We start from the raw sequence: 25,197 nt of genomic DNA on the forward strand, positions 1-25,197 counted from the left end.
CCATGAGCCGCAAGCACGCTTTCCAGTTCCTCGACCTGCCCCGCACCATGCCGCAGCGCATTCCGGTGGAACTGCGCACCTCCGGCGACTGGGGTGAGCTGTACGGCAGGTTCGGCAAGGAAGACGCGCAGTACCAGGCCGGCCGCTGCCTGGACTGCGGCAACCCGTACTGCAGCTGGAAGTGCCCGGTGCACAACGCCATTCCGCAGTGGCTTCAGCTGGTGCAGGAGAACCGCATCCACGAGGCGGCCACGCTGTGCCACAGCACCAACCCGCTGCCGGAAGTGTGCGGCCGGGTGTGCCCGCAGGACCGGCTGTGCGAAGGCAGCTGCACGCTGGAGGAGTTCGGTGCGGTCACCATCGGCGCGGTGGAGAAGTACATCGTCGATACCGCATTGGCCAGTGGCTGGCGCCCGGATCTGGCCGCGGTGCAGCCGACCGGCCACAGCGTGGCGGTGATCGGCGCCGGTCCGGCGGGGCTGGCCTGTGCCGACCGCCTGGCTCGCGCCGGCATTGCCGCCGTGGTCTATGACCGCTACGAGCAGATCGGCGGCCTGCTGCAGTTCGGCATCCCCAGCTTCAAGCTGGACAAGGACGTGATCCGTCGCCGCCGCGACGTGCTGGAGGGCATGGGGGTGCAGTTCCGCCTCGGCGTGGAGATCGGCCGCGACATCAGCCTGCAGCAGCTGCTGGATACCCACGATGCGGTGTTCGTCGGCACCGGCGCCTACCGCTACACCGATGGCGGCCTCGACGGCCAGGACCTGAAAGGCGTGCTGCCGGCGTTGCCGTTCCTGGTGCAGAACAGCCGCATCGTCGGTGGTGATGATCCGAAGGGCCGGCCGATTGCCGGCTGGGAAGACACCATCGCCCTGCCCGATCTCAACGGCAAGCGCGTGGTGGTGCTCGGCGGTGGCGATACCGGCATGGACTGCGTGCGCAGCGCGATACGGCTGGGCGCGGCCAAGGTCACCTGCGCCTACCGCCGCGACGAAGCAAACATGCCCGGCAGCGCGCGCGAGGTCGCCAATGCACGCGAGGAAGGTGTGCGCTTCCTGTTCAACCGGCAGCCGCTGTCGATCGAAGCCGGCGCCGATGACGAAGTAATCGGCGTAACCGTGGTCGAGACCCGGTTGGGTGAGCCGGATGCGAACGGCCGCCAGAACGCGGTGCCGATCGATGGCAGCGAATCGCTGCTGGAGGCCGACGTGGTGATCATCGCCTTCGGCTTCTCGCCGACCGTTCCGGCATGGCTGGCCGAGCACGGCGTGGAAGGCCGGTCCAACGGCCGTATCGTGGCCGGAGGCAAGGATCGCCTGCCGTTCCAGACCGCGCATCCGCGCCTGTTCGCAGGTGGTGATGCGGTACGCGGTGCCGACCTGGTGGTGACCGCCGTGGCCGAGGGCCGCGATGCCGCCGCCAGCATCGTCCGGCTACTGGCCCACTGAGTCCGGCGCCAGCAGTACCGCCAGCAGCGCCCGCAGCACGTGCGGCTCCACCGGCTTGGCCAGGAAGTGGTCGATGCCAGCCGCGCGACAGGCTTCGCGGGTGCTTTCCATCACGCTGGCCGTGAGCGCGATGATCGGCACCTGCGCACGTGCCGGGCAGGCATCAGCGCGGATCGCCCGCGCCAGTGCGAAGCCGTCCATGCCCGGCATGTGGCAGTCAGTGATCACCAGCTCGAACGGCTGCGCCTGCCATGCTTCAAGCGCCGACTGCCCATCGGTACAGGCGTGGACCCGCAGCCCTAGCGCGCACAGGCGCTGCTCCAGCAGCTGCAGGTTGGTAGGATGGTCTTCAACCACCAGTACGCACGCCGCCGGCAATGGATGCTCATCCGCTGATGCCGCCGAAGGTGCGGCCATGGGTGCCTCGCAGGCCTCCAGGTCCAGATCCATCCATACCGTGGTGCCCTGCCCAGGGGAGCTGCGCAGCTGCAGCTCCGCCCCCATCGAGGTTGCCAGCTCGCGGCAGATCGCCAGGCCCAGCCCACTGCCGCCGAAGCGCCGCGTGGTCGAGCGCTCCGCCTGGGCATAGGCGGCGAACACCGCCTGCTGTCGTTCCTCGCTGATGCCCACGCCGCTGTCGCTTACCTGCAGGCGCAGCCGCTGCCCGCGGGCATGCTGCTGCAGTACCTGCAACCGCAGTTCCACGTGGCCGTGCCGGGTGAACTTCAGTGCATTACCGGCCAGGTTGAACAGGATCTGGCGCAGGCGCAGGCCATCGGCCAGCGATCCCGGCTGCATCTCCGGATCAAGCACCACCTGCAGGTGCAGGCCGCGGCTGGCGGCCACCGGCATCAGCAGCTGCTGCACCGCGCGCACCAGTGCCGCCAGATCGGTGGGCCGCAACTGCAGCGGTGCGCCCTGCAGGCGCTGGCTGTGCAGTACATCGTCGAGGATCTGCCGCAGCATCCGCGCCGCATCATCCACCGTGGCCAGCACCTGCTGCTGGCGTGGCTCCAGCCTGCTGCCCGCCAGCCGTTCGAGCATGCCCAGCAGCGTGCTCATCGGCGTGCGGATCTCATGGCTCATCGTGGCCAGGAAGTGCGCCTTGGCCTGTGCCACCTGCTCGGCCTCGCGGCGCGCGTCGGCCAGCGCGCGGGTACGTGACTGCACCTCGCTGACGTCGATCCAGTAGCCGCTCCACTCGACGTAGCTATCGTCGCAGGGCAACGGCCGCCCATGCGAACGCACCCATCGCCAGCCCTGTGGTGAACGGGTACGGAAAGTGACATCGATCGGGCCACGCGCCAATGCGGCTGTCTCGATACAGGCCATCACCCTGCTGCGGTCCTCGGGGTGGACTGCGGCCAGCAGCCACTGGTGATCGATGCGCGCGCTCTCCACGCTGATTCCGAACAGGGACTGCACGTCGCCGGCGATCTGCGGAAAGCTGTAGTGACCGCACGCCGAACGGCGCGCCTGGTAGACCACCGCCGGCAGGTTCGCAGTCACCTCCTGCAGGCGCTGCTCCACGACTCGGCGCCGCACGCTTTCGCGATGCACCCGCCAGTAACCGTAGGCATGTACCAGCGCCAGTGCGAGCAGGATCAACGAGGCCGGCACCAGCCAGCGCAGGGGTGACGATGACGGCCAATTGCGCGGCCGGTCCGGCAGCCAGGCCGCGCGGATCTGATCGCGCTCGGGATCGGTCAGCTGCGACAGCGCCTGCTCGAAGCCGGCGATGACATCGGCGCAGGCGGGCGTGGTCGCCAGCACCAGGGCATCATCGAAACCGGCCGGCGCAGCAATCAGCAGTGCATCGCCCTGGTAGCGGCGCAACGCGGCCTCGACTTCGCCGAGGTTGGCAACCACGGCATCGATCAGGCCGGTGCCCAGCAGCGGGAGCGCATCGTCCAGCGCTGCCGGTGGCAGCAGCTGCGCACCCGTTGCCTGCTCGGCCAGCAGCCCCTGCAGCGGCATCCGGCTGGGGCTGGCTACGGTTCGCTCACGCAGATCTTCCAGGCCCAGCACCGGCGGCGTACCCTCACGGCGCACGATCACCTGTGGCAGCTGCAGGTAGGGCGTGCTGGCCACCCAGCCGGCGGGCAGCTGCGAGCGTGGCCATCCCAGCAGCGCCTGGGTGCCGGCCGGCAGCTCATCCCGTTCCACGCTGGCGGCCGGCACGGGCAGCAGCTGCAGCGGCCGTTGCCGGCCCAGCAGCTCCAGGTACACCGCGCCGAGCCCCCGTGCCTCACCCTGTTCGCTGGACGACAACGGTGCGCGGTCGGAAGGCCAGGCAATGCGCAGCGGTGTCCTGCAGCCCGTGGCGGAGGCCGTGGCAGGCAGCAGCAGGCTGGCCATGACAGCAATGGCTGCCGGGAGGCCGGCGACATTCACGGTAGGCATCCTCATCTCGCGGGCGGAAGGAACGGCCGCGCTGCGGTACCGCTGCCTGCCACGCTATCGACGTGCGGACCGACGGCAATGAAGAAAGTTGTAAAAGCATCCAGATAGGGGAATGCCGACATACACTGCCGCCTTCACCCGTAACTGCGGAGCGTTCGATGCGCATCGGCCTGGCTGCCAACCGTCTTCATCACCACGACGCGCGCGCCGCGCTGTTCCGTTGGCTGCGCAGCAGCGAGCCCGGCCTGCGCGAGCTGGGCGTGTCGCTGCATGCGGTCGGTCGCACCCATGACGCGATCGAACGACAGGGCTTCCTGACCGGGTACGCGGGCCTGCACCGTTACCCGTACGGACGCGAGGGTGGCCTGATGAAGCTGGTCGCCGAAGTCGTTGGCATGGGTCCGGATCGGACACTGGATGGCGCGATCTACCTGATCGACCCGGTCGATCCGTCCTCGGTATTTCCAGAAGCCACGGCGCTGAAGCGCCAGTGCGTGATTCACGGCAAGCCGTTCATTTCGACCGTGGCCACTGCACGCGACTGGGTCGAAGTGGAGCGCGTCCACGGCGGGCTGCCGGCAGACCGCGGCGCTGACGACCTGCATGCGTTCGAAAGCCAGACGCTGGCACTGATCGCGCATGATGCGATGAAGCCGGCGATGCTGGCCTTCGCCGATGAGCATTTCGATGTGCTGGCCCGGTTCGGCGAGCGGGTGGCGACCGGCACCACCGGCCAGCGTTTGAACGAACTGGCCTGGAGCCGGGGCTGGCCGCGTGATACGCCGTGGGTGACGCGCTACCAGAGTGGCCCGATGGGCGGTGATGCGCAGATTGCCGACCGGGTACTGGAGGGGCGTTGCCAGCGTGCGATCTTCTTCGAGGACCCGCATGTGGCGCGCCAGCATGAGGCGGATATCCAGCTGCTGGAGCGTGCGGTGACGACGGTGACCGACCAGGCAGTGTGCATTACGGCGCCGCGGGTGGCGGCGCGGTGGGCGGCGGCCGCGGCGTTGCGGGTGGGGTGAGGGTTTCGGCCAACGGCTGAGCCCCTCGTGGTGGGTCGTTCAAATCGGAAGCCGTGCTCGGCCGGCCGGGGTGGATTGCGCAGGGGTCGCTGCAAGTACGTCCTTGTAAGCTCGGTCGCCGCTTGCTCGTGTGCGCTTTCCTGCGCACACGGCAAGACCGGGGTTGGGCGTCCTGCCCAACCCGCCCGAGGCATGCCTCGGGCCCATGCGGCTCACGCCCCTGCCCACCACGGACACTCCCTGTAGAGCCGAGCCATGCTCGGCTGCTCTTCAACGTGATGACTGGAACCCGCGCCACGCGCGTCAGCCGAGCATCGGCTCGGCTCTACAGCAGCTGGCGAAGCATCGCCTTCAGCCTGCGGCCTTCCAGCTGGAAGTAGTCGCGCTGCTCGCGCCAGGCGGGGAAGCGTTGTTCCACTTCGTGCCAGAACGCAGGCGAGTGATTGGGCTGGATCAGGTGGCAGAGCTCGTGCACCAGCACATACTCGAACGCTTCCGGACGACCGAGCACCAGGGCCAGGTCCAGTGCCATGCTGCCGTCGGGGGCCAGCGAGCCCCATTGCGAGGACATCACCTTCAGCCGCAGGCGGCTGGGGGCGCGCGGCAGAGTGGGCAGGTACTTCGGCAGCCAGCGGCCGACGTCGGCGCGGGTCTGGGCTTCGTAGAATTCGCGCAGCAGACGGCGCAGGGTGGCGTCGCCGCCGCGGGTCGGCCACTGCACGCAGGCGCCGTGCGCGTCGATCTCCAGGCGCGCGTAGCGGCCTTCCTGCCAGCGCAGCGGCAGCAGTTCGCCGCGCAGGGGCAGCACACCGTCTTCGCCCGGCTGCAACGGTGGCGGCAGGCCCTGGCCCTGGTACTGCCGCAGCTGCAGCGCCAACCAGTCGCGGTGCTGTTCCAGGAAGCGTTCGCCCATCACCAGGCTCGCGCGCGGCGGCAGGGTCAGGCGTGCGCCGCGTTCGTCCACACTCAGCTTGATGCGCCGCGCACGCGGATCACGCACGCGCAGGACCTCGATCTCGGCATCCTCCAGGCGCAGGCGAACGGTGTCGCGCTGTACGGTGGCGGGCGGGGTCGGGCTGATCAGGCGGCGCAGCAGACGGCTCATGCGCCCAGCATAGCGCCGCTTCGGGCCGCCGGATGACCGGCGGCCGTCGCGCTGCCTGTTCAGTCAGCCTTGCTGAGCTTGAAGGCTTCTTCCAGCAACAGGAACAGGCGGCGGATCTCGGCGCTCTGCAGGGCAAAGCGGGCGTCGAACTCGGCGCGGCGTCCGTCTTCGTCGGCATGCTCCAGCTGGTCCAGGGCGCCGTCGAGGAACTTCAGCTTGCGCACGATCAGGTCGTCGCCGATGACGAAGGACAGGTTGTCCTCGAAGATCAGCGCCAGCTTGGTCACCTGCTTGCCGGCGTCCAAGTGCTTGTCGATCTCGTCGCAGCGCAGTTCCTGGTGCTGGCACTTGACCACCGCGCCGCCTTCCACCGGGTCCTTCATCTCGCACTCTTCGCCCAGGCTCAGTCCGGTCGGCAGCGGCTCGCCGGCGATCCAGCCGGTCAGGATCGAGCGCGGCGCGACTTCGGCGTTCAGCGGCATCGCCGGGAAGCTGCCGAGCAGGCCGCGGATGTCGGACATGAAGTACTCGCCGGTCTTGCGGCTGGAGGTATCCACCGCCACATAGCCGTGCTGCAGGTCGATGAAGGCGTCGTTGCGCGAGGACTTCACGAAGGCGCGCGGCAGCAGTTCATGCAGCAGGTCGTCCTTCATGCGCTTGCGCTCGCGGCCACCTGGGCGGCGGCCTTCCTTCTCCTCGATCTCCTCCAGCTTGCGCTCGAGCAGGTCGTTGACCACCGCTGCCGGCAGGATCTTGTCCTCGCCGCCCACGGTCAGCCACAGGTGTTCGGCGATGCGGTGGGAGAGCTGCTCCTTTTCCTCGCGGCCGAACGGCGAGATGAAGCCGCGCGAGTTCATTTCCAGCGCGCCAACAGGCTTGAGCACGGCGTGCGGCAGCAGGGTATCGACTTCGGAAAAATCGGTGGCGGTCGGAAAACGGAAGAACGTCAGGTTGCGAAAGAACATGGAATTCCGGATGGCAAAGAGGAAGGGCGACCGACCTTAAACGGTGGGCGTCTCGGGATCTGCGTCGGCATCGGCCGGGGAACCGGCCAGCCAGGCATGGGCATCGGGCAGCGGCGCGTCGTCGCGACGGCCCAGCGCCATGAAGTCGAACAGGGTAGTGTCGGCCAGCTGCGAGGGCCGGACGTCGCCCATGGCGCGCGCGATCTGCTCGATGCGGCCGGGATGGTCCTTTTCCCACTGCTTCAGCATCAGGCCGACCTGGCGGCGCTGCAGGTTCTCCTGGCTGCCGCACAGGTTGCAGGGAATGATCGGGAACCGGCGTGCCTGCGCGTAGTCGACGATGTCGCTTTCGCGCACGTAGGCCAACGGCCGGATCACCACGTGCCTGCCGTCATCGCTGCGCAGTTTCGGCGGCATCCCCGCCAGCTTGGCGTGGTGGAACAGGTTCATGAAGAAGGTGGCCACCATGTCGTCGCGGTGATGGCCCAGCGCGATCTTGGTGAAACCGTGGGTTTCGGCGTAGTTGTAAAGCGCGCCACGACGCAGCCGCGAGCACAGCGAACACATGGTCTTGCCTTCCGGGATGACCCGGCTGACCACCGAATAGGTGTCCTGCTCGATGATGTGGTACGGCACGCCCAGCCCGGCCAGGTACTCCGGCAGGATGTGCTCAGGGAAGCCCGGCTGTTTCTGGTCCAGGTTCACCGCCACCAGCTCGAACGGCACCGGTGCCTTCTTCTGCAGCTGCAGCAGCACGTCCAGCAGGGTGTAGCTGTCCTTGCCGCCGGACAGGCAGACCATGACCTTGTCGCCGGCCTCGATCATGCCGAAGTCGGCAATCGCCTCGCCGACCTGGCGGCGCAGGCGCTTGGCCAGCTTGTGCTGCTCGCGCTCGGCCACGCGTGGATCGCGGGCGGCGCGCGGCTGGGGATCGGGAAGGGAAATCACGGCACTCATGGGCTCCATTCTAACGGCTCGGAGCGGCCCCGGCCGGGGGTCGGTATTCCCCTCTCCCGGCGGTCATCATCGCTGTGTATGCTCGGGACCTGTGGACACCTACGACCCCGCCGAGATCGTCGAACGCCTCGCCGCCCTGCGCGCCGAGCACCGCCTGCTGGATGAACAGATCACCCGCATGGCGGCCAACGGCGAGGACGAACTGGAAGCCAAGCGCCTGAAGCGGCGCAAGCTGCAGTTGAAGGATTGCATCGCCAGGCTGGAGAGCCTGCAGATTCCCGACGAGCCGGCCTGAGCCGGGTTCAGGTGGGTGCCAACCCGGGTTGGCCTCCTGCTCCGGTACGTGCCAACCCTGGTCGGCACGACGGGAAGGTGTGCGGACCAAGGTCCACGCCCACCGCAGGATTCAGTTCAATCCTGCGGTGCCGGCTCGTCCGGGCGCGCCGCTTCCGGGCTGACCCGCTCGATGGTGTGGCGCAGCTCGCGGCCGAGGATGAACTTGGCATCCTTGGCCCAGGCATCCAGGCGCTCGTCGAACAGCAGCTTGCTGTTCTCGTCCGGCCACACCAGGCGCAGCTCGCGCAGCTTCTGGATGAAGCCACGGAACAGGGCCTTGTCGAAGAACTCCGGCGCCGCCGGCGCATAGAGCAGGCTCAGGCGCTGCGCGGCCTGCTGGCACAGGCTTTCCAGTTCGGCGGCGCCAAGTACGCCGGGGCCGTTCTTCACCAGCACCGAAATGGCGATGTAGTAGCGCTCGAACGCCTGCTGCAGCGAGTGCCCGATGGCGCGCAGGCGGAACACCTCGTCGGTCTGCCCGGTGTTGCGCGCCAGAATGCCGCCGTCGTCGTCATTGACGTTCTGCAGCAACCCCTCACGCACGAACACGTTGATGGTCTGGTCGATGCGCTGGGCGAACTCGTCCTCGCTCCACGGCAGGAACAGCTCGGCCTGCAGGAACGGGTACACCGTACGGCCCAGCTGGACCAGGCCGGCGCGGCTCATGCGGCGGTTGTTCTGGAAGCAGCAGGCCACCCACGACGAGGCAGTGAACAGGTGCAGCACATTGTTGCGGAAGTAGCTCAGCAGCACCGCGGTATCGCCACTGACGCTGAGCACATCGCCCAGCGGGTGCTTGATGCGGGTGAGGACGTTGATTTCCTCGGCGTGGGCGATGATCCGCTCCGGCGAGTGCGGGGTCACCGTCACCCGGTCCGAATATGGCATCTCGACCAGCAGGGTCTTGCACAGCTCGATCTGCGCGATCAGGTCGGCCTCGCCCATCGCGTGCTTCGGCGTGGACAGCAGCGCCAGCGCCAGCAGGTTGATCGGGTTGACGTCGGCGGCGCCGTTGATGCGCACCTGGATGCGTTCGGCCAGCGTATCCACCGTGGTCGACAGCCAGGCCGGCTTCTCGTCCTCGGACACCGCCTCGCCCTTCCACTCCGGCGCCTTCTCGGCCAGCACGTCGTTCAGTGCGATCGGTTCGCCAAAGTTCACCACCACCTGGCCGTAGTTCTGCTTGAGCACCTTGGGGATGCCCCACAGCAGCGACCAGATCGATTCCTTTTCCTTCGGCCGGCCGGACAGTTCGTCCAGATAGCTGCCGCCTTCCATCAGTTTCTCGTAGCCGATGTAGACGGGCTGGAACAGCACCGGCTTGCGCGGCTGGCGCAGGAACGCACGCAGCGTCATCGAGATCATGCCGCCCTTGGGCTGCAGCAGGCGGCCGGTGCGCGACCGGCCACCCTCAACGAAATACTCCAGCGAATAGCCACCGGCCACCAGCTGCGCGACGTACTCGCTGAGCACCGCCGAGTACAGCGCGTTGCCGCGGATCGAGCGGCGGATGAAGAACGCACCGCCCTTGCGCAGCAGGGTACCCACCACCGGCAGGTTCAGGTTGATGCCGGCCACGATGTGCGGTGGCACGATGCCGCGGTCGTACAGCAGGTAGGACAGCAGCAGGTAGTCCATGTGGCTGCGGTGGCTGGGCACGTACACCACTTCGTGGCCCGGCGCGGCAGCCTTGAACTTGTCCAGGTGGTGCACCAGCACGCCCGCATAGATGCGGTTCCACACGTGGCTGAGCATGAAGCTGGCCGAGCGCACGACCGGGCTGGAATAGTCCGCGGCGATTTCCCAGGCGTAGGCGTGTGCCTTCTTCCAGGCATCGGCCGGCTTCGAATTGTCGCGCTTGGCCTGTGCGGCGATCGCCTCGCGCACCGGTTCGGCAGCCAATACCTGGTCCACCAGCAGGCGCCGCGTCGACAGGTCCGGGCCGATCACCGATTCACGGATGCGCCGGAAGTGCGTACGCAGCACGCGCTGCAGCTTGCGCACCGTGCGCTCCGGCTCCAGGCCTTCGTCCACGGTGCTGCGCAGCGAGATCGGCGGGGCGAAGCGCACGATGGTATTGCGCCCGTTCAGCAGCAGGCCCAGCAGGCGGCGGAAGCGACCGACCAGCGCCCAGTTTTCCGAGAACAGCACCGCGAACCAGCCGCTCTGCTTGTCCGGCGCGCGGCCGACGAAGATAGACACCGGCACCAGGTGCACATCCAGGTCGTCGCGCACGCGGTGCGCCTGCAGGACCTTGGCCAGCGAATCGGAGTGGGTCTTGGCGCCGCGCTGCTCGGGAATCAGCGAGTTGCTGGAGCTGCGCCGCGACAGCGCCAGGTAGGCGCGCTTGCGCCCGGTCGGGTCACCGGCCAGCGGCACCAGCGGCGAGGGCAGCCCGGCCTGGCGGCAGGCCTTGTCCAGGATCAGCGCGTTGGACAGGCCGTAGTCTTCCAGCACGTACACGACCGGACGGCCATCGTTGTACTGGCCTGGGTCCTCCGGCTCGATCTTCAGCGACAGCCACGGCTCGACCAGGCGGCCCAGCAGGCGAGCCCACAGCGGGCGGCGGCCGGCCGGACGCGCGTGCACGGGCGGCGGTACCGGGTTCGGGCCGGTGCCGGTCGAGGGGGACGCCGGCACCGTATCGGCGGGCGTCGACTGGGATTCTTCGCCGGGAAACGGCAGCGGGTTCTGTTTCGACATCGGCGCCATTATGGCTTAGGCGGCGGCGTTGCTGCTTCCCCACCCCCAGCAGGGGCTTCAGCCGGTGATGGCGAGGCCGCAGCGCGGGCCGCGTCGGCCTTGCGCAGCAGCGCATCGGTGTCGGCCAGGGTGCGGGTCAGGTACCAGTGGCCCTCGCGGCGGCTCAGCGGCAGCTGCAGGATCATTTCGCGGCCAGCCAGGTCGTAGTGCAGGCGTACCAGCGCATTGTCACCCTCCACCGAGAGCAGCTCACCGCGCACGCTGCGCAGCGCCTCGTCCACGCCCAGTCCGTAGCTGCCCAGCACGGCCTTGAGGGTGTGGATGAACGGCGCCAGCTGCTGCAGGCTGCCTTCCATGCCGGCGGCCTGCAGGCCGGCCTCATCATCGAACCCAACCTTGCCGGCCGCGCCAACCAGTGCGGCGATGGTGCTGCGCGCGCGGGCGCGGTCACTGATCGGTGCGCCCTGCGCCCAGCTGGCGAGGGTTTCCACCAGGGCGATGTAGTGCGCCTGTTGGCCGGGCGTATAGCCCTTCTGGTGGCGCAGATACTGCACGCCGAAGTTGCCCATCGACTGCGCGGCCTGGCGAACGGCGCCGGCCTGTCCGGCCAGCTGGCGATCGAAGCTGCGCTGCAGTTCGGCGCTGGCGTTGGGCTTGCGCAGCGCGGCCAGCATCGGCAGCAGCTGGTCACCCAGCGGCAGTTCGGTCAGCGGCCACTGGCTGTGGCCTTCGGTCCAGGCCTGTTGCAGGCGCTGGTACTGGCTGGGCGGTACCGACAGCTTCGCGTAGCCGACCAGATCGTCCTCGGCCAGGCGCAGGGCCATCGCCTGCACCGCCGCGACCGGTTCGGCTGCCGGCTTGGCTGGATCATCGGCTGATTCGCGGCACGCGGCCACCGCCAGCAGCAGCATGGCTGCCAGCCCCCATCCACGCGCAGACCTTCCTCGCACCGCCACGCTCATGCAATCGGACTCCCCGGACCGGTCCGCATCTTGCGGCCTGCGACGTGACAGCGGCAAGCCGGGACGTCACGGTTTCCGCTGTTGCCTGTGCAAGTCACTGACGGGAATAAAAAAAGAGCCGGGATCACGGGGATCACAGGCTCTTCAAACCGGCGCAGGGCCGGTGGACAGTGTTGTGGCACATGTCCGGTCCGAGGACCGGATGGCGGCGATCCTACGCTGCCGCTCAAGTTAAGGCAATACTTCACGTAGTGCACCTTAAACTATTGATTTTATTGATTCACCTGATGATGGGGGTGGACGCAATGAAATCTACGGCAGGTTTTGCGGCGATTCGGGCACAACCGCTCGGTAGACAGATGCAAAAACGCCATCCCGCGCGGGCCGGGATGGCGTTCGGGCCTGCAGCCTTCGCAACGGAACCTCAGCGCGCACCCAGTGCCGACGCGATTTCCTGCTGGATGGCCCGGGCCGCGGCCTGCGGATCGGTGGCCAGGCGGATCGGACGGCCAACCACGATGGCATCGGCACCATCGGCAAACGCCTGGGCCACGCCAACGGTACGCTTCTGGTCATCGCCGACCGGGCCACCGGGGCGGATGCCCGGGCAGACGATCGAGAACCCGGCGCCGGTCGCGGCGCGAATCGGGCCGGCCTCCTGGCCCGAGGCGATCACGCCATCGATGCCGGCCGCCTGCGCGGCCAGCGCGCGTTCGACCACCACCTCCACCGGTTCACGGTCGATGCCCATCTGCGCCAGGTCCGGGCGGCCCATCGAGGTCAGCACGGTCACCGCCAGCAGGCGCATGTCGCTGCTGTTGGCGGCGGCGCAGGCTTCCATCATCGCCGGGTGCCAGCCGTGGATGGTGGCGTAGCTGACCGGCCACTGCGAAAGGCGCTTGATCACCGCCGCGGCGGTGGCCGGGATATCGAAGAACTTCAGGTCGACGAACACGCGCTTGTCGCGGCGGGCCAGCTCGTCCAGCACCTGGAAGTACTCGCCCGACGCCAGCAGTTCCATGCCGATCTTGTAGAACGCCACGCTGTCGCCGAGGCGGTCGACCCACTCCAGCGCCTGCGCGCGATCAGGCACGTCCAGCGCGAAGATCAGGCGCTCGTCGTCGCGCAGCGGCAGTGGCGCGCGGCTCATGGTGCGTAGTCCAGGGCAGCGCGCTTGGCGTCGTGGCGGGCCTGGCGCGACTGGCTGTAATCGTTGTTGAACTGCGCCGGCTCGAAGCCACCGTAGGTCGGGTTGGGCAGCATCCACCAGCGCTCGCCGAACCAGTCGTGGTACTGCTGCAGCAGTGCGTCACGGCCGTCGTTGGTGTTGGCGGTCACTTCCACGAAATCGCCCAGCTGGTCGCCGAACTGCATCAGCACGCGGTACTTCTGCCCGGCCAGGCGGCGGCGGCAGTTCTTCTCGCTGCCGGCCTGCTCGCAGCCCGGCACCACCGTGCCCAGGCCAAGGAACACGCTGTCGTCGGCCACCGGCAGGCCCTGCTCGCGCAGGTTGGCCAGGGTCGCGTCCTTCAGGTGCACGGCGCGGTTGGAGATGTACAGCAAGGTCACGCCCTTGGCGTTGGCGGCCTTGGCGAAATCGACCACGCCCGGGATGGCCTTGGCCTTCTTTTCGGCCACCCACTGGTCCCAGCTCAACTCATCGTATTCCTTGCCGTCGCGCACCAGGCGCGCCTGGTAGGGCGAGTTGTCCAGCACGGTCTCGTCCACGTCCAGCACCACGGCCGGCTTCAGGCCCTTGGCCTCGTTGCCGCGTTCTTCCGGCACCAGCGCATCCCAGTGGGCTTCCTTCAGCGCGGCGTCCAGGTGGTCGGCGGCGGCGCGGTAGGTCTGCTCGGTGATCGCCTTGTACTCCTGCGCACGCTGCATCCACAGCACTGCATTGAGGTTGTCATTGGCAGTGGCATCGAGCGCGCCGTCGGCTTTGGCAGCGGCGGCCGGGGCCTCCGGTGCGGCGGCTTCAGCGGCAGGCGCATCCACGCGCTTGCAGGCGGACAGGCCCAGCGCCGCAGTGGCGAGCAGGGTCAGGGACAGGGAAACGGGACGACGCATGGATTCACCGGCAATCAGATATACCGGCGCATTTTACCGGCAAAGGCGGCGCCGGGACGGCTATGCTTGGCGGTTGACCCGTTGCCCTTCCGGAGGCCGCCATGACCGATTCCGTCCAGACCCCCGACGTCCCCCTGCTCGACGCCGTGCAGGCCCGCCTGCTGGGCTGCCTGGTGGAAAAGGAGGCGACCACGCCGGACACCTATCCACTGACGGTCAACGCCGCCCAATCGGCCGCCAACCAGAAGACCGCGCGCGAGCCGGTGATGAACGTCGATGCCGGCAGCGTGCAGCACGCGCTGCGCCAGCTGGAGGCGTTGGGCCTGGCCCGCCAGCACTTCTCCTCGCGCGCGGACCGCTACGAGCACCGCCTGCAGGCCGCGCTGGACCTGACCCGGCAGCAGACCGTGCTGCTGGCGCTGCTGCTGCTGCGTGGGCCGCAAACCCTGGGCGAGCTGGTGTCGCGCAGCGAGCGTCTGTACCGTTTTGCCGACACCGACGAAGCCCGCCACGCCATCGAGCGCCTGCAGCAGCGCGCGCTGCTGGTGGTGCTGCCGCGTGCCAGCGGCCAGCGCGAAGACCGCTACATGCACCTGCTGTGCGGAGAAGTGGACGGCGCGGCACTGGCAGCGAAGTACGCCAGCGGCGGCGGTGGCAGCAGCGATGCGGCCGATCCGGGCCTGGCCGAGCGCGTGGCCCGGCTGGAAGCGGCCGTGGCCGAGCTGCAGGCGCAGCTGGACGAACTGCGCGGCTGAGGGGGTGGGTGCCGACCGTTGGTCGGCACTGCATCTGAATCGTGCCGACCAACATCAGGGGTCAGACCTGCGCCGCACCCGGCGCGGCATACAACCGGCTCGGGCTGTCCACGCCCGGCAACTGGATCACCCCGCGCGTCTGCATACCCAGGCCCTGCAGGATCTTCCCGGACACCACGTTGTCCAGATCGGTGATGCCATACAGATCGTGCAGGCCCAGCGCTCCACGCGCATGCGCGAACACCGCGCGTGCCGCCTCACCGGCATAGCCCTGCCCCGCGAATTCCGACAGCACCGCATAGCCGATGTCCGGCCCCGGCAGGCCATCCCGCCGCACCAGCCCGGCGTTGCCCAGCCAGGCACCATCGGACAACCGCTCGATGGCATACATGCCGAAGCCATTCAACGCATAGCTGTGCAGCACCCGCAGCGCAATGTACTCGCGTGCCTGTTCTTCGTCGCGCACGTTGCGGTCACCGATGAAACGCACGAAGCCCGGATCGTTGAGCAGGGCCAGCATCGGTGCCGCATCACGGTCAGGTTCAATGGCCCGCAGCCGCAGGCGCTCACTCTCGATCGGTTGCACAGGCAGACCTCCAGCCGAAACCCCGATTCTGCCTCAACCGCCGGCTGTTGCTTTTGATTTCCTCTGCATTGCCGTGGAAGGAAGCGCCCGGAATCTGTCAGAGGCCGGTCGAGGTGGGTTCGCGGGGGTATCCGCGCCATGGATGGCGCGGCTAAGCCCCCAAGGACGGGTTCACGGCGTCCCCCGCGAACCCACCCCGACCGGCCACACTGCGGAACCAACGCGTGCTCCACCACGGAGGGGCGGCGCCGTTGGAGCGCCCTAGTCGAACAACGCCTCGATCGCCGCCAACCCCGCACTCGCCCGTTCCTTCTTGCGCGCCGCATCGGCCACCGGATCGGCGCCATCGCGCTGGATCTCCTCGGCCGGAATCTCCTCGAAGAACCGGCTCGGCTTCAGCCGCACATGCTCGCCGAACTTGCGCGTCAGCTTGCTGTAGCTCATCCACAGCTGGATCTTGGCGCGGGTGATGCCCACGTACAGCAGGCGCCGTTCTTCCTGCAGGTTGCCCTCGTCCAGGCTGACCTGGTGCGGCAGCACGCCGTCCTCGCAGCCGACGATGAACACGTACGGGAATTCCAGGCCCTTGGAAGCGTGCAGGGTCATCATGCGCACCTGATTGCCGCCCTCGTCCTTGTCGCTGCGCGACAGCAGCGCCAGCTGGCCGGCCAGGTCGGCGGCGGTTGCACCGCGCGGGCCGCCCTCGAACCACTGCGCCAGTTCCTCGATGTTGTTGGCGCGGCGCTGGTAGCTGGCCTCTTCCTTGGCCTGCTGGCGCAGCTCGCTCAGCAACCCCGATTCCTTGGCCACCTTGCGGATCATGTCGCCGGACGTCACTTGGCGCATCTGTGCACGCAGGTCGCGCAGGATGTCGGTGAAGCGCGCCAGGCTGTTGGCCGCGCGCGGTGGGAGCTGCTGCAGGGCACCGATGGTTTCGGCCACATGCGCCATCGGCATGTCCTTTTCCTGGGCCAGCTCGGCCAGCTTGGCCAGCGTGCCGGCACCGACGTCGCGCTTGGGCGACTGCACCGCACGCATGAACGCGGTGTCGTCATCCGGGTTCACCAGCAGGCGCAGCCAGGCCAGCGTGTCCTTCACTTCCTGGCGTTCCAGGAACATGGTGCCGCCGGTCAGGTGATAGGGAATGCGCAGCAGCTGCATCGCCTTTTCCAGCGGGCGCGACTGGAAGTTGCCACGGAACAGGATGCAGAAGTCACTCCACGGCACGTTGCGCGATTGCGCCACGAAGGCGATCTCGGCGGCGACCTTCTCCGCTTCATGTTCGCTGTTGCGGCATTCCCAAACACGGATGCGTTCGCCGTCGGCCTGGTCGCTCCACAGCTTCTTCAGGTGCTCATGCGGATTGTTGGCGATCAGCGCGTTGGCGGCGCGCAGCACGCGGTTGGAGCAGCGGTAGTTCTGCTCCAGCTTGATGATTTCCAGCATGGGGTAATCGCGCCCCATCTGCTGCAGGTTTTCGGGATTGGCGCCACGCCAGGCGTAGATCGACTGGTCATCGTCGCCGACGCAGGTGAAGTTGCCCTTCTCACCGGCCAGCTGCTTGAGCAGGCGGTACTGCGCGTCGTTGGTGTCCTGGCATTCGTCCACCAGCAGGTAGCCGATGCGCTCGCGCCAGGCCAGGGCGATGTCCGGATTCTCTTCCAGGATCTGCACCGGCAGACGGATCAGGTCATCGAAGTCCACCGCATTGAACGCGGTCAGCCTCAGCTGGTATCGCTCGTAGACGCTGGCCGCTTCCTTCTCGCGGTTGCTGCGTGCGGCGGCCATCGCCTGTTCGGGCGACAGGCCGGCGTTCTTCGCGCGCGACACCAGGTTCTTCATGTCCTCGATGTCGTCGGGCTTGGCCCCGTGCATCAGGTCCTTGATCTGCGCAGCGGCATCGTCGGCGTCGAAGATCGAGAATCCACGCTTCAGGCCCACCGCCGCGTGCTCGATCTGCAGGAACTTCAGGCCCAGCGCATGGAAGGTGCAGATCGTCACCTCGTCGGCATCCTGCTCGCGCAGGCGCTTGGCCACACGCTCGCGCATTTCCTTGGCCGACTTGTTGGTGAAGGTGATCGCCGCGATGCGGCGTGCCGGGTAGCGGCCACAGCTGATCAGGTGGGCGATCTTTTCCACGATCACGCGCGTCTTGCCGCTGCCCGCGCCGGCGAGCACCAGCAGCGGACCTTCGATGTGCAGGACGGCGGCGGCTTGGGGGGGATTGAGACCGTGCATGGGATGGGGATTGTAGCGGGGCGGGGTGACGACCACAGCGGCCTGCCGGCGGGGTTGCTGAACGGCTTCGGCGAAGCGGGGCCGCGGCGTACAATCCGTCGATGGCCAAGCTCTACTTCTACTATTCGGCGATGAACGCCGGCAAGACCACCACCCTGCTGCAGAGCGCCCACAACTACCGCGAGCGCGGCATGCGGGTGGCGATCCTGACCCCGCGCCTGGACGATCGTGCCGGCGCCGGCGTGGTTGCCTCGCGGATCGGCCTGCGCGCCGAGGGCATGGCCTTCGACCGTGATACCGACCTGCAGCGCTGGGTAGAGCAGGACCTGGCGGCGAACGGTCCGATGGGCTGCGTGCTGGTGGACGAAGCCCAGTTCCTCACCCGCGCCCAGGTCTGGCAGCTCAGCGAGGTGGTCGACCAGCTGCGCATTCCGGTGCTGTGCTACGGGCTGCGCACCGACTTCCGCGGCGAACTGTTCGAGGGCAGCCAGTACCTGCTGGCCTGGGCCGACGAGATGCAGGAGATCAAGACCATCTGCCACAGCGGCAAGAAGGCAACGATGACGGTACGCGTGGATGAGCATGGCCACGCAGTACAGGACGGCCCGCAGGTGGAGATCGGCGGCAACGACCGCTACGTGTCGGTCAGCCGCGCCGAGTTCAAGAAGATCACCCGCGGTGAAGGGCGTATCGATCCGGCGCAGGCCCCGCTGCCGCTGTAAGGGGTGTTCTTTTGCAGGGCTTGCAGCCCTGCACCTGCTCAACGCAACGGCAACGGCAACGGCCAAAGCCAAAGCGGCACCGCGGGATGGCGGGGCGGTGTGGGTGGGCAGGACACGCCGTAAACCCGTCCCTGGGGGCTCGATGGCGCCATCCATGGCGCCAACGGTCCTGCCCACCCACACCGCCCCACCTCTGACAATTTCACGCGGCTGTTGGTGGGTGCCGACCGTTGGTCGGCACATCTGTCAGATATCGAAGTTCATCTATCGACATTCATCTGGGTTCAGAGCCCGTTGCGCAGCAACGGGATCCGACCCCGTGCTCCGACAGATCGCGGCGATCTGTCGAAGGCGGGGTGGGTCCGGTTGAGGGGGCGTGAGCGCCATGGATGGCGCGACCGAGGCTACATGGACGTATTTACGCCGTCCCCCTCAACCGGACCCACAGCGCCTCCCCACAGGAAACCAGCTTCTGCCGTTGCTTCGGCTCTGGCCTCTGCAGGTGCAGGGCTGCAAGCCCTGCAAACCCAACCCCCTCTTAGTACAGCGTGCGCTCCGGCGCTCCGGCCGGCGGCGGGGTGTACTGGTACAGCCAGGTCTCCGTGAGGGTCTTGCCACCACTGCGCAGGAACAGGCGGATGTCGATCTGCTCGGTACTGCCTTCCGGCGGCACCAGGTCGAACATCGCGCGGTAGCCGTTGATCTCGCGCAGCGGCCGCGCCGACACGATCTCGACCCGGCCCCGGCTGGCTTCCACCACCGCCTCGACCTCGCCCTTGTCGATCAGCCTGGCCAGTTCGCCACCTTCGAAGTCCACCGCGAAGCGCCAGCTGAAGTACTCGCGCTTCTTGCCGACCACACCGCCCAGGCCGGTGCGGCTGGCCACGCAGTGCGCCATCGGCGGCCGTGCCGGCGGCTCGGCGCCCCAGTACAGGCGGTAACCGACCAGCAGCTCCTGGCCCGGCTGCGGCTTTTCCTTGGGATTCCAGAACGCCACGATGTTGTCGAAGGTCTCGTCCACGGTGGGGATCTCCACCAGCTGCACCGAGCCCTCGCCCCATTCGCCCTTCGGCTCCACCCACAGGCACGGCCGCTTCTCGTAGAACACGCCGTCATCCTGATAGTGGTCGAAGTTGCGGTCGCGCTGCAGCAGGCCGAAACCGCGCGGGTTGCGGTCCACGAACATGTTGAAGCGCAGGTTGCGCGGGTTCAGCAGCGGGCGCCAGATCCATTCGCCGGCACCGGTCCACAGCGACAGGCCGTCGGTATCGTGGATCTCCGGGCGCCAGTCCCAGCCCATGCGGCGGTCGTTCTCGCCCACCTGGTACATGCTGGTGCACGGCGCGATGCCCAACCGCTCGATCGCCTTGCGCGGGTACAGCGCGCTGTCGATGTCCATCAGCAGCACGTCACCGTTGGTGATCGCGAAGCGATAGGCACCGGCCACGCTGGGCGAATCCAGCAGGCCGTAGACCACGATCGTGTCCGAATCAGCCGACGGCTGTTCCAGGTAGTAGGCGATGAAATCCGGGAATTCCTCCGGCTTGCCCATGCCGGTATCGATCGCCAGGCCACGCGCGGACTGGCCGTACTGACCCTCCTTGCCGACCGCGCGGAAGTAACTGGCGCCGAGGAAGGCGGCGAAATCGCGGTCGGTGTCCTTGCGGGTGTTCAAGCGGAAACCGGCGAACCCCAGGTCGGCCGGCAGCTCGCCGTCCTTGATGCCGCTCTTGCCGTAGTTGAATGCCGCGCCGTCATAGGCCAGCTCCTGCGCCTTGCCGTCGACCACGTCGAACATGCGCACCGGCGAATGGAAGTACAGGCCCAGATGGAAGAACTTGGCCTGGAACTTGCCTGGCTGGTCAGCCCACAGCGCATGGTCCTGGCGGTAACCGATCGACTGGTACTGGTCCCAGTCCAAGCCTTCCAGGCGGCCCGGCAGCACCCGCTTGTGGCTCTTGTAGGGCGCCTGTGCCAGCGCGCGCGCCTGGCCCTTGAGGGTAGCGAAGTCGAACGGCTGCGGCTGGCCGAGGCGGCGCAGGCCCATCTGGCCGCTCCTGCTGGCCGCGCACGCGGGCAGGGACGGCAGGCCGAATGCTGCCAGGGCGAGGGAGGCATTGCGGATGAAGTCGCGTCGTTGCATGCAGGCGCGTCAGGCACGAAGGGAAGGTCGGCCATGATAGGCAGACAAACGTTAACGGGCAGCGGAGACGTCTCCTGCCCGTTCAGCTGCCGCTGGCCGCCCGGCTCAGCGCTGGCAGTGGTTGCACCAGACGCTGGCGCGCTGGCCGATGGTGGCGTGCTTCAGCGCGCGGCCACAGTTCGGGCATGGCAGGCCGTCGCGGCCGTACACCAGCAGTTCCTGCTCGAAGTAGCCCGGTGCGCCGTCAGGGCTGATGAAATCGCGCAGCGTGGTGCCGCCCCGGGTGATCGCATGGCCGAGAATTTCCTTCACCGCCCCGGCCAGCCGCTGGTAGCGTTCGCGCGAGATCTTGCCCGCCTCGCGCAGCGGGCTGATGCCGGCCTTGAACAGGCTCTCGGCGGCATAGATGTTGCCGACGCCCACCACCACCGCCTGGTCCATCAGGAAGGTCTTCACCGGCGCACTGCGGCCCCGGCTGCGGGCGAACAGGTAGTCGCCGTCAAACACGTCGTCCAGCGGTTCCGGGCCCAGCCCCTGCAGCAGCGGGTGGACTTCGCCGGCCGGCTGCCAGAGCAGGCTGCCGAAGCGGCGCGGGTCGTTGAAGCGCAGCAGGCGGCCGTTGTCCAGGCTGATGTCGACGTGGTCGTGGGCGCGCAGCGGGGTATCGCCAGGCAGCACGCGCAGGCTGCCGGACATGCCCAGGTGCAGCACCGCGCTGCCGACGGCGGTGTCCAGCAGCAGGTACTTGGCGCGGCGACGGATCTCCTCGATGCGCTGGCCCGGCAGCAGCTCGGCCACTTCCGGCGGAATCGGCCAGCGCAGGTCGGCGCGGCGCAGGATCACGCCATGCACGCGACGACCCTGCAGGTGCGGCGCCAGGCCGCGGCGGGTGGTTTCTACTTCGGGCAGTTCGGGCATGGGGTGATTCTACGCCCGCTCAACGCGGCGGCGCGGACAGCTCACGGGCGTCGAGGAAGCCATCACCGTTGGCATCCTGCTTGTGGAAGCGCTGCACGATCACCTGCCGCTGCTGCTCGCGGCTGATCGCCCTGCCCTTGCCACCGGGCAGCTCCTCGGCCGTCAGCACACCATCACCGTTGCGGTCCATGCGGTCGAAGGCATACAGCATCCACTGCACGTACTCGGATTCACTCACCCGGCCGTCGCCATCGCTGTCCATCCGCTGCAGATAGCTGGCGGTATCGGTGACCTGGGCCAGCGCCGCACCCGGCAGCAGCGCCGCCAGCAGTAGTCGGTACCTTGCCCTCACGCGCCCACCAGGCTGTAGCCCTTCAATCGCGCGGCGTAGGCCTGCAGCGCGGCAATGCCACTTTCCTCGGCCTCGCGGCACCAGGCCTGCAGCTGATGCAGGCGCTCGGCCGCATCGTGGCCGCGCGCTTCCAGCAGCGCGGCCAGGCGCCCCCGGTACTCGACCAGGGTGCGGATGCGCGGGCGCTGTGCCACCCAGGCGCTGAGCTGGGCACGACTGTCCGGCTTCAACCAGCGACCGTCGTTGACCAGGCCACGGCGCAGCCGGCGCGGCAGCAGGCGGCGCAGCTTGGCCCCGGCCTGTGCCGCTTCCTCGCGCAGGGCCGGCATGAACACGTTGCGCTGGTAGTCGGTCATCGCCTGGAAGCGGTGCGACAGCAGCGCCTTAAGGGTCTCGGCATCGGGCACGGCGATGTTCGGGCGTACGTCCATGGCCGGTGCCACCCGCAGCACCTTGGCCAGGCGCAGCGCCTGCAGCAGGCGGATCGCACTCCAGCCGATGTCGAATTCCCAGCGCCGCATCGCAAAGCGCGCCGAGCTGGGGAAGGCATGGTGGTTGTTGTGCAGCTCCTCGCCACCGATCCAGAACCCCCACGGCGTCAGGTTCGTGGAGGTATCGGCGGACTCGTAGTTGCGGTAGCCCCACCAGTGGCCCAGGCCATTGACCACGCCGGCTGCCCAGAACGGGATCCACGCCATCTGGATCGCCCACAGGGCCACGCCGGGCAGGCCGAACAGCACGCTGTTGATTGCCAGCAGCAGCACCGGGCCCAGCGTGGCGTGCGGTGTGTACAGGTGGCGCTCGATCGCATCGTCCGGGGTGCCGCGCCCGTACTGCTCAATGTCCGCGCGCATACCACGCGCTTCCCGATACAGCTCCACGCCGTGCCAGAACACCCTGCCGATGCCGCGGGTGACCGGGCTGTGCGGATCGTCCTCGGTCTCGACCTTGGCGTGGTGCTTGCGGTGGATGGCCACCCATTCCCGGGTGATCATCGAGGTGGTCAACCACAGCCAGAAGCGGAACAGGTGGGCCAGCGCCGGGTGGAAGTCGACCCCGCGATGGGCCTGGCTGCGATGCAGGTACAGGGTCACCGAGAAGATGGTGATCTGGGTGAAGACCAGCAGCACGGCCAGCATGGCCCACCACCCCAGGCCGAGAACACCACCGGTCAACAGGGACATCAGGGCATCAGGCATGGCAGCTCTCCGGATCCACGCGGGGATGGCAGACATGATGGGCGCTTGCGTTGCAAACTGCATCCCTGCGGCGGTGCTTGGCATCGCCATCCGTGGCACCGTTCACAGTTGGGGACCTGAGTTGTCGAGCCTTGATCCACGCGCCAGCCGCATTTCCGCCGCCCCGCCCGTCGCGGAGCTGCCCCCCTTGATCGAACTGGACCGCGCCACCGTGGTGCGTGGCCAGGTGAAGGTGCTTCATGGGCTCAGCCTGCGCATCGCGCAGGGCCAGCACACCGCCCTGCTCGGCCCCAACGGCTGTGGCAAATCGACCTTCATCAAGCTGATCACCCGCGAGCTGTACCCGCTGGCGCAGGTCGACGGCTCCGTCGCGGTGAGGGTGCTGGGCCAGAACCGCTGGCAGGTGGACCGGCTGCGCTCGCAGCTGGGCATCGTCACCGGCGACCTCAGCAGCAACCTGGCCGACATGCCGGGGCTGACCGTGGAACAGGCGGTGCTGTCCGGCTTCTTCGCCAGCTACGTGGTGCCCGGCTTCCGCGAGGTGACCGCCGACATGCGCGCACGTGTCGGCGAGACACTGGCGATGACCGGCGCGCTGTCCCTGCGTGAACGTGCCTACGCCGAGCTGTCGGCCGGCGAAACCCGCCGCGTGCTGATCGCGCGCGCGCTGGTCAACCGGCCGCAGGCGCTGCTGCTGGACGAACCCTCCACCGGGCTGGACCTGGTCGCCCGCGAGCAGCTGGTGGCGACCATGCGCGTGCTGGCCCAGCAGGGCATCACCCTGGTGCTGGTGACCCACCACATCGAAGAGATCATTCCCGAGATCGAACGCGTGGTGCTGCTGCGTGACGGCCGCGTACTGGCTGACGGTACCCGCGCCGAGCTGCTGCGCAACGAACCGCTGTCGGCGGTGTTCGGTGGCGCGATCACGGTATGCGAGCAGGAAGGCCGGCTGACCGCGTACGCGGGATAATCGACATGCCACTGTAGAGCCGAGCCTATGCTCGGCTGCTTCTGGCCGCGGGGAACGGCAGCCGAGCATAGGCTCGGCTCTACAGAAAACGGTACAGCGGGCCGGAACCCCGCCCGCTGCACCCTTGCTCAGAACTTCAACGCCAGCGCGCGCGACTCGATCGGTGCCATCCGGCTCTGGTCCTGCAGCTGCAGGTCGCGCAGTTCGTAGGGTGCGCCGAAGCCAGCCGGCAACGCGGCCTGGTCGAATGGCAGCACCAGCTTGCCACGCCCCGGTCCATCGAACCACGCGGCCGCATGCGCCTGCGCCACCGGCTTCAGCTGGCCATCGCGGCCGGTGGCATACAACGTGCCACGCGCCTCGTAGCGACCGGCGGCGGCCACCTGCAGCGGCAGCGCGACCTGGCGGCTGGCCGGGTCGGGTGCCGCCTGGCCACTGAAGCGAGCAGTGGGCCGTGCCACCGCGAAAGCCACCTTGCCGTCGCGCAGCACGCCATCGGCCTGGGCGAACACCTGCAGTTCCCACAGCCCCTGCACGCTGCCGACATCAGCCGGAATCCGCACCTGTGCACGCATGGCACCATCGGTGGTGCGCAGCAGGCGCTGCGGCCAACTGCGGCCATCCGGTGCGACCAGCAGGGCTTCACCGCCCAGGCCGCCACGGCGCGAGGCCAGCTGCGCGGTGGTGGCGCCGTCTTCCAGCAGGCGTACCTGCAGCTGCACGTTGCCACCGGCCAGCACCTGCGCCTGGTTGGCCTGCACTTCCAGCCGCAGCGGGCTGTTCGGCTCAAGCACCTGCACCACATAGCGGCCCTGCGCCTGCGTGCTCTGCAGCGTGTACGCACCGGCCGAACTGGTCGCGCCGGTGCGCAGCATGATGCTGCCATCACTCACCGGCATGCCGGCATCCTGCAGCACGCGCGCATCGACACTGCGGGCCACGCTGCTGCGGCCAGCCGGGTCGCGCATCTGCAGGGTGTTGGCAGGCAGCGCGCGGGCACCTGCGGCCGGGCTCAGCTGGATCACCGCATCGGGCGCCGTCAGCGGCAGGTCCAGGCCGCGTTGCAGCTGCGAGCCATCGACCTGCTGCCAGTAGCTGCGGCTGACCGAGGCATACGGCGTGGCCGCCTGCAGCGGTTGTGCCGGGTCCAACGCCCAGGCGAAGGACAGCGGTGCACGTTCGCTGTCATCGGCCGGCAATGGCGCGGCAACCAGCGCCGCAGGCACCTGGTCGCCCACGCGGGCCGCCTGCAGAGGCTGCGCGGCCTGCGCGGCGGAAAGGGACAGGACTGCCAGCACCGCACTGGCCAGCAGGGTGGAATGAATCGTCATGGTCGT

Annotated in this window: 21 protein-coding genes; 6 read left to right on the forward strand and 15 right to left on the reverse strand. The window is 68.1% G+C overall.

Annotated features, from left to right (window positions below; all coding sequences use genetic code 11):
- Positions 1-2 precede the first annotated feature (2 nt).
- The gene (locus AC5P65_RS19550) at positions 3-1,448 is read left to right on the forward strand and encodes an FAD-dependent oxidoreductase (protein WP_019661976.1); all 1,446 of its coding nucleotides are present in this window, start codon (positions 3-5) and stop codon (positions 1,446-1,448) included.
- On the opposite strand, the gene AC5P65_RS19555 is transcribed toward AC5P65_RS19550, so the two are convergent.
- Positions 1,434-3,842, reverse strand: coding sequence for an ATP-binding protein (locus AC5P65_RS19555; protein WP_180832940.1), 2,409 nt, complete (start codon positions 3,840-3,842; stop codon positions 1,434-1,436). The genes AC5P65_RS19550 and AC5P65_RS19555 overlap by 15 nt on opposite strands.
- Before the next feature lie 167 nt (positions 3,843-4,009).
- Between AC5P65_RS19555 and AC5P65_RS19560 the strand changes: the two genes are divergently transcribed.
- Complete coding sequence (locus AC5P65_RS19560) at positions 4,010-4,876, forward strand: methylglyoxal synthase (protein WP_111102371.1); 867 nt, start codon at positions 4,010-4,012, stop codon at positions 4,874-4,876.
- Positions 4,877-5,201: 325 nt separating this feature from the next.
- Here the strand turns inward: AC5P65_RS19560 and AC5P65_RS19565 are convergent, their stop codons facing one another.
- Genes AC5P65_RS19565 through ttcA form a run of 3 tightly spaced genes read right to left on the reverse strand, consistent with a single transcriptional unit; the run spans position 5,202 to position 7,903 of the window.
- On the reverse strand, positions 5,202-5,981 hold the full coding sequence (locus tag AC5P65_RS19565) for a M48 family metallopeptidase (protein WP_021202266.1): 780 nt from the start codon (positions 5,979-5,981) through the stop codon (positions 5,202-5,204).
- A 59-nt stretch (positions 5,982-6,040) separates the two neighbouring features.
- Positions 6,041-6,946 (reverse strand): recombination-associated protein RdgC, encoded by a 906-nt coding sequence (locus tag AC5P65_RS19570; RefSeq protein ID WP_021202267.1) that lies wholly within the window; start codon positions 6,944-6,946, stop codon positions 6,041-6,043.
- Positions 6,947-6,982: 36 nt separating this feature from the next.
- The gene (ttcA, locus tag AC5P65_RS19575) at positions 6,983-7,903 is read right to left on the reverse strand and encodes a tRNA 2-thiocytidine(32) synthetase TtcA (RefSeq protein WP_171953210.1); all 921 of its coding nucleotides are present in this window, start codon (positions 7,901-7,903) and stop codon (positions 6,983-6,985) included.
- 91 nt (positions 7,904-7,994) lie between these two features.
- Between ttcA and AC5P65_RS19580 the strand changes: the two genes are divergently transcribed.
- Positions 7,995-8,198 (forward strand): YdcH family protein, encoded by a 204-nt coding sequence (locus tag AC5P65_RS19580; protein WP_005407501.1) that lies wholly within the window; start codon positions 7,995-7,997, stop codon positions 8,196-8,198.
- Between the two features lie 116 nt (positions 8,199-8,314).
- Here AC5P65_RS19580 and plsB read toward each other — a convergent pair whose 3' ends face one another.
- The 4 genes from plsB to AC5P65_RS19600 form a co-directional block, all read right to left on the reverse strand.
- Positions 8,315-10,951, reverse strand: coding sequence for a glycerol-3-phosphate 1-O-acyltransferase PlsB (plsB, locus tag AC5P65_RS19585; protein WP_019662245.1), 2,637 nt, complete (start codon positions 10,949-10,951; stop codon positions 8,315-8,317).
- Positions 10,951-11,904, reverse strand: a complete 954-nt coding sequence (locus AC5P65_RS19590) for a hypothetical protein (protein WP_019662244.1) — start codon at positions 11,902-11,904, stop codon at positions 10,951-10,953. Before AC5P65_RS19590 ends, plsB begins: the two co-directional genes overlap by 1 nt.
- Before the next feature lie 424 nt (positions 11,905-12,328).
- Positions 12,329-13,054 (reverse strand): orotidine-5'-phosphate decarboxylase, encoded by a 726-nt coding sequence (gene pyrF, locus AC5P65_RS19595; protein WP_021202271.1) that lies wholly within the window; start codon positions 13,052-13,054, stop codon positions 12,329-12,331.
- The gene (locus AC5P65_RS19600) at positions 13,051-13,974 is read right to left on the reverse strand and encodes a 5'-nucleotidase, lipoprotein e(P4) family (protein WP_134732410.1); all 924 of its coding nucleotides are present in this window, start codon (positions 13,972-13,974) and stop codon (positions 13,051-13,053) included. Before AC5P65_RS19600 ends, pyrF begins: the two co-directional genes overlap by 4 nt.
- Positions 13,975-14,075: 101 nt before the next feature.
- Here AC5P65_RS19600 and AC5P65_RS19605 point away from each other — a divergent pair, with 101 nt between their 5' ends.
- A complete protein-coding gene (locus AC5P65_RS19605; protein WP_180832926.1) occupies positions 14,076-14,729 on the forward strand; it encodes a YceH family protein in 654 nt (217 codons plus the stop codon).
- Between the two features lie 61 nt (positions 14,730-14,790).
- Here AC5P65_RS19605 and AC5P65_RS19610 read toward each other — a convergent pair whose 3' ends face one another.
- Positions 14,791-15,315 carry a GNAT family N-acetyltransferase gene (locus AC5P65_RS19610; protein WP_495215804.1) on the reverse strand — a complete coding sequence of 175 codons (525 nt, stop codon included), beginning with the start codon at positions 15,313-15,315 and terminating at the stop codon, positions 14,791-14,793.
- A gap of 261 nt (positions 15,316-15,576) precedes the next feature.
- Entirely contained in the window at positions 15,577-17,553 is a 1,977-nt protein-coding gene (locus tag AC5P65_RS19615; protein WP_021204638.1) for a UvrD-helicase domain-containing protein, read from the reverse strand.
- 101 nt (positions 17,554-17,654) lie between these two features.
- Here AC5P65_RS19615 and AC5P65_RS19620 point away from each other — a divergent pair, with 101 nt between their 5' ends.
- Positions 17,655-18,275 carry a thymidine kinase gene (locus AC5P65_RS19620; protein WP_021204637.1) on the forward strand — a complete coding sequence of 207 codons (621 nt, stop codon included), beginning with the start codon at positions 17,655-17,657 and terminating at the stop codon, positions 18,273-18,275.
- A 538-nt stretch (positions 18,276-18,813) separates the two neighbouring features.
- Here AC5P65_RS19620 and AC5P65_RS19625 read toward each other — a convergent pair.
- The 4 genes from AC5P65_RS19625 to AC5P65_RS19640 all read right to left on the reverse strand — a co-directional run bounded on the left by AC5P65_RS19625 (position 18,814) and on the right by AC5P65_RS19640 (position 22,887).
- A complete protein-coding gene (locus tag AC5P65_RS19625) occupies positions 18,814-20,418 on the reverse strand; it encodes an OpgD/OpgG family glucan biosynthesis protein (RefSeq protein ID WP_019658845.1) in 1,605 nt (534 codons plus the stop codon).
- A gap of 105 nt (positions 20,419-20,523) precedes the next feature.
- Complete coding sequence (gene mutM, locus AC5P65_RS19630; protein WP_495215805.1) at positions 20,524-21,336, reverse strand: bifunctional DNA-formamidopyrimidine glycosylase/DNA-(apurinic or apyrimidinic site) lyase; 813 nt, start codon at positions 21,334-21,336, stop codon at positions 20,524-20,526.
- Positions 21,337-21,355: 19 nt separating this feature from the next.
- Positions 21,356-21,688: an EF-hand domain-containing protein gene (locus AC5P65_RS19635; protein WP_021204635.1), complete on the reverse strand. Its 333-nt coding sequence runs from the start codon at positions 21,686-21,688 to the stop codon at positions 21,356-21,358.
- Complete coding sequence (locus AC5P65_RS19640; RefSeq protein ID WP_111104113.1) at positions 21,685-22,887, reverse strand: DesA family fatty acid desaturase; 1,203 nt, start codon at positions 22,885-22,887, stop codon at positions 21,685-21,687. The genes AC5P65_RS19635 and AC5P65_RS19640 overlap by 4 nt, the downstream gene beginning before the upstream one ends.
- Before the next feature lie 187 nt (positions 22,888-23,074).
- Between AC5P65_RS19640 and AC5P65_RS19645 the strand changes: the two genes are divergently transcribed.
- Positions 23,075-23,860 carry an ABC transporter ATP-binding protein gene (locus AC5P65_RS19645; RefSeq protein ID WP_020723483.1) on the forward strand — a complete coding sequence of 262 codons (786 nt, stop codon included), beginning with the start codon at positions 23,075-23,077 and terminating at the stop codon, positions 23,858-23,860.
- Between the two features lie 128 nt (positions 23,861-23,988).
- On the opposite strand, the gene AC5P65_RS19650 is transcribed toward AC5P65_RS19645, so the two are convergent.
- Positions 23,989-25,191 carry a DUF4785 domain-containing protein gene (locus tag AC5P65_RS19650; RefSeq protein ID WP_495215807.1) on the reverse strand — a complete coding sequence of 401 codons (1,203 nt, stop codon included), beginning with the start codon at positions 25,189-25,191 and terminating at the stop codon, positions 23,989-23,991.
- Positions 25,192-25,197: the final 6 nt, after the last annotated feature.

It is taken from the genome of Stenotrophomonas sp. YJH_SMC_48-3 (genome assembly GCF_059369375.1).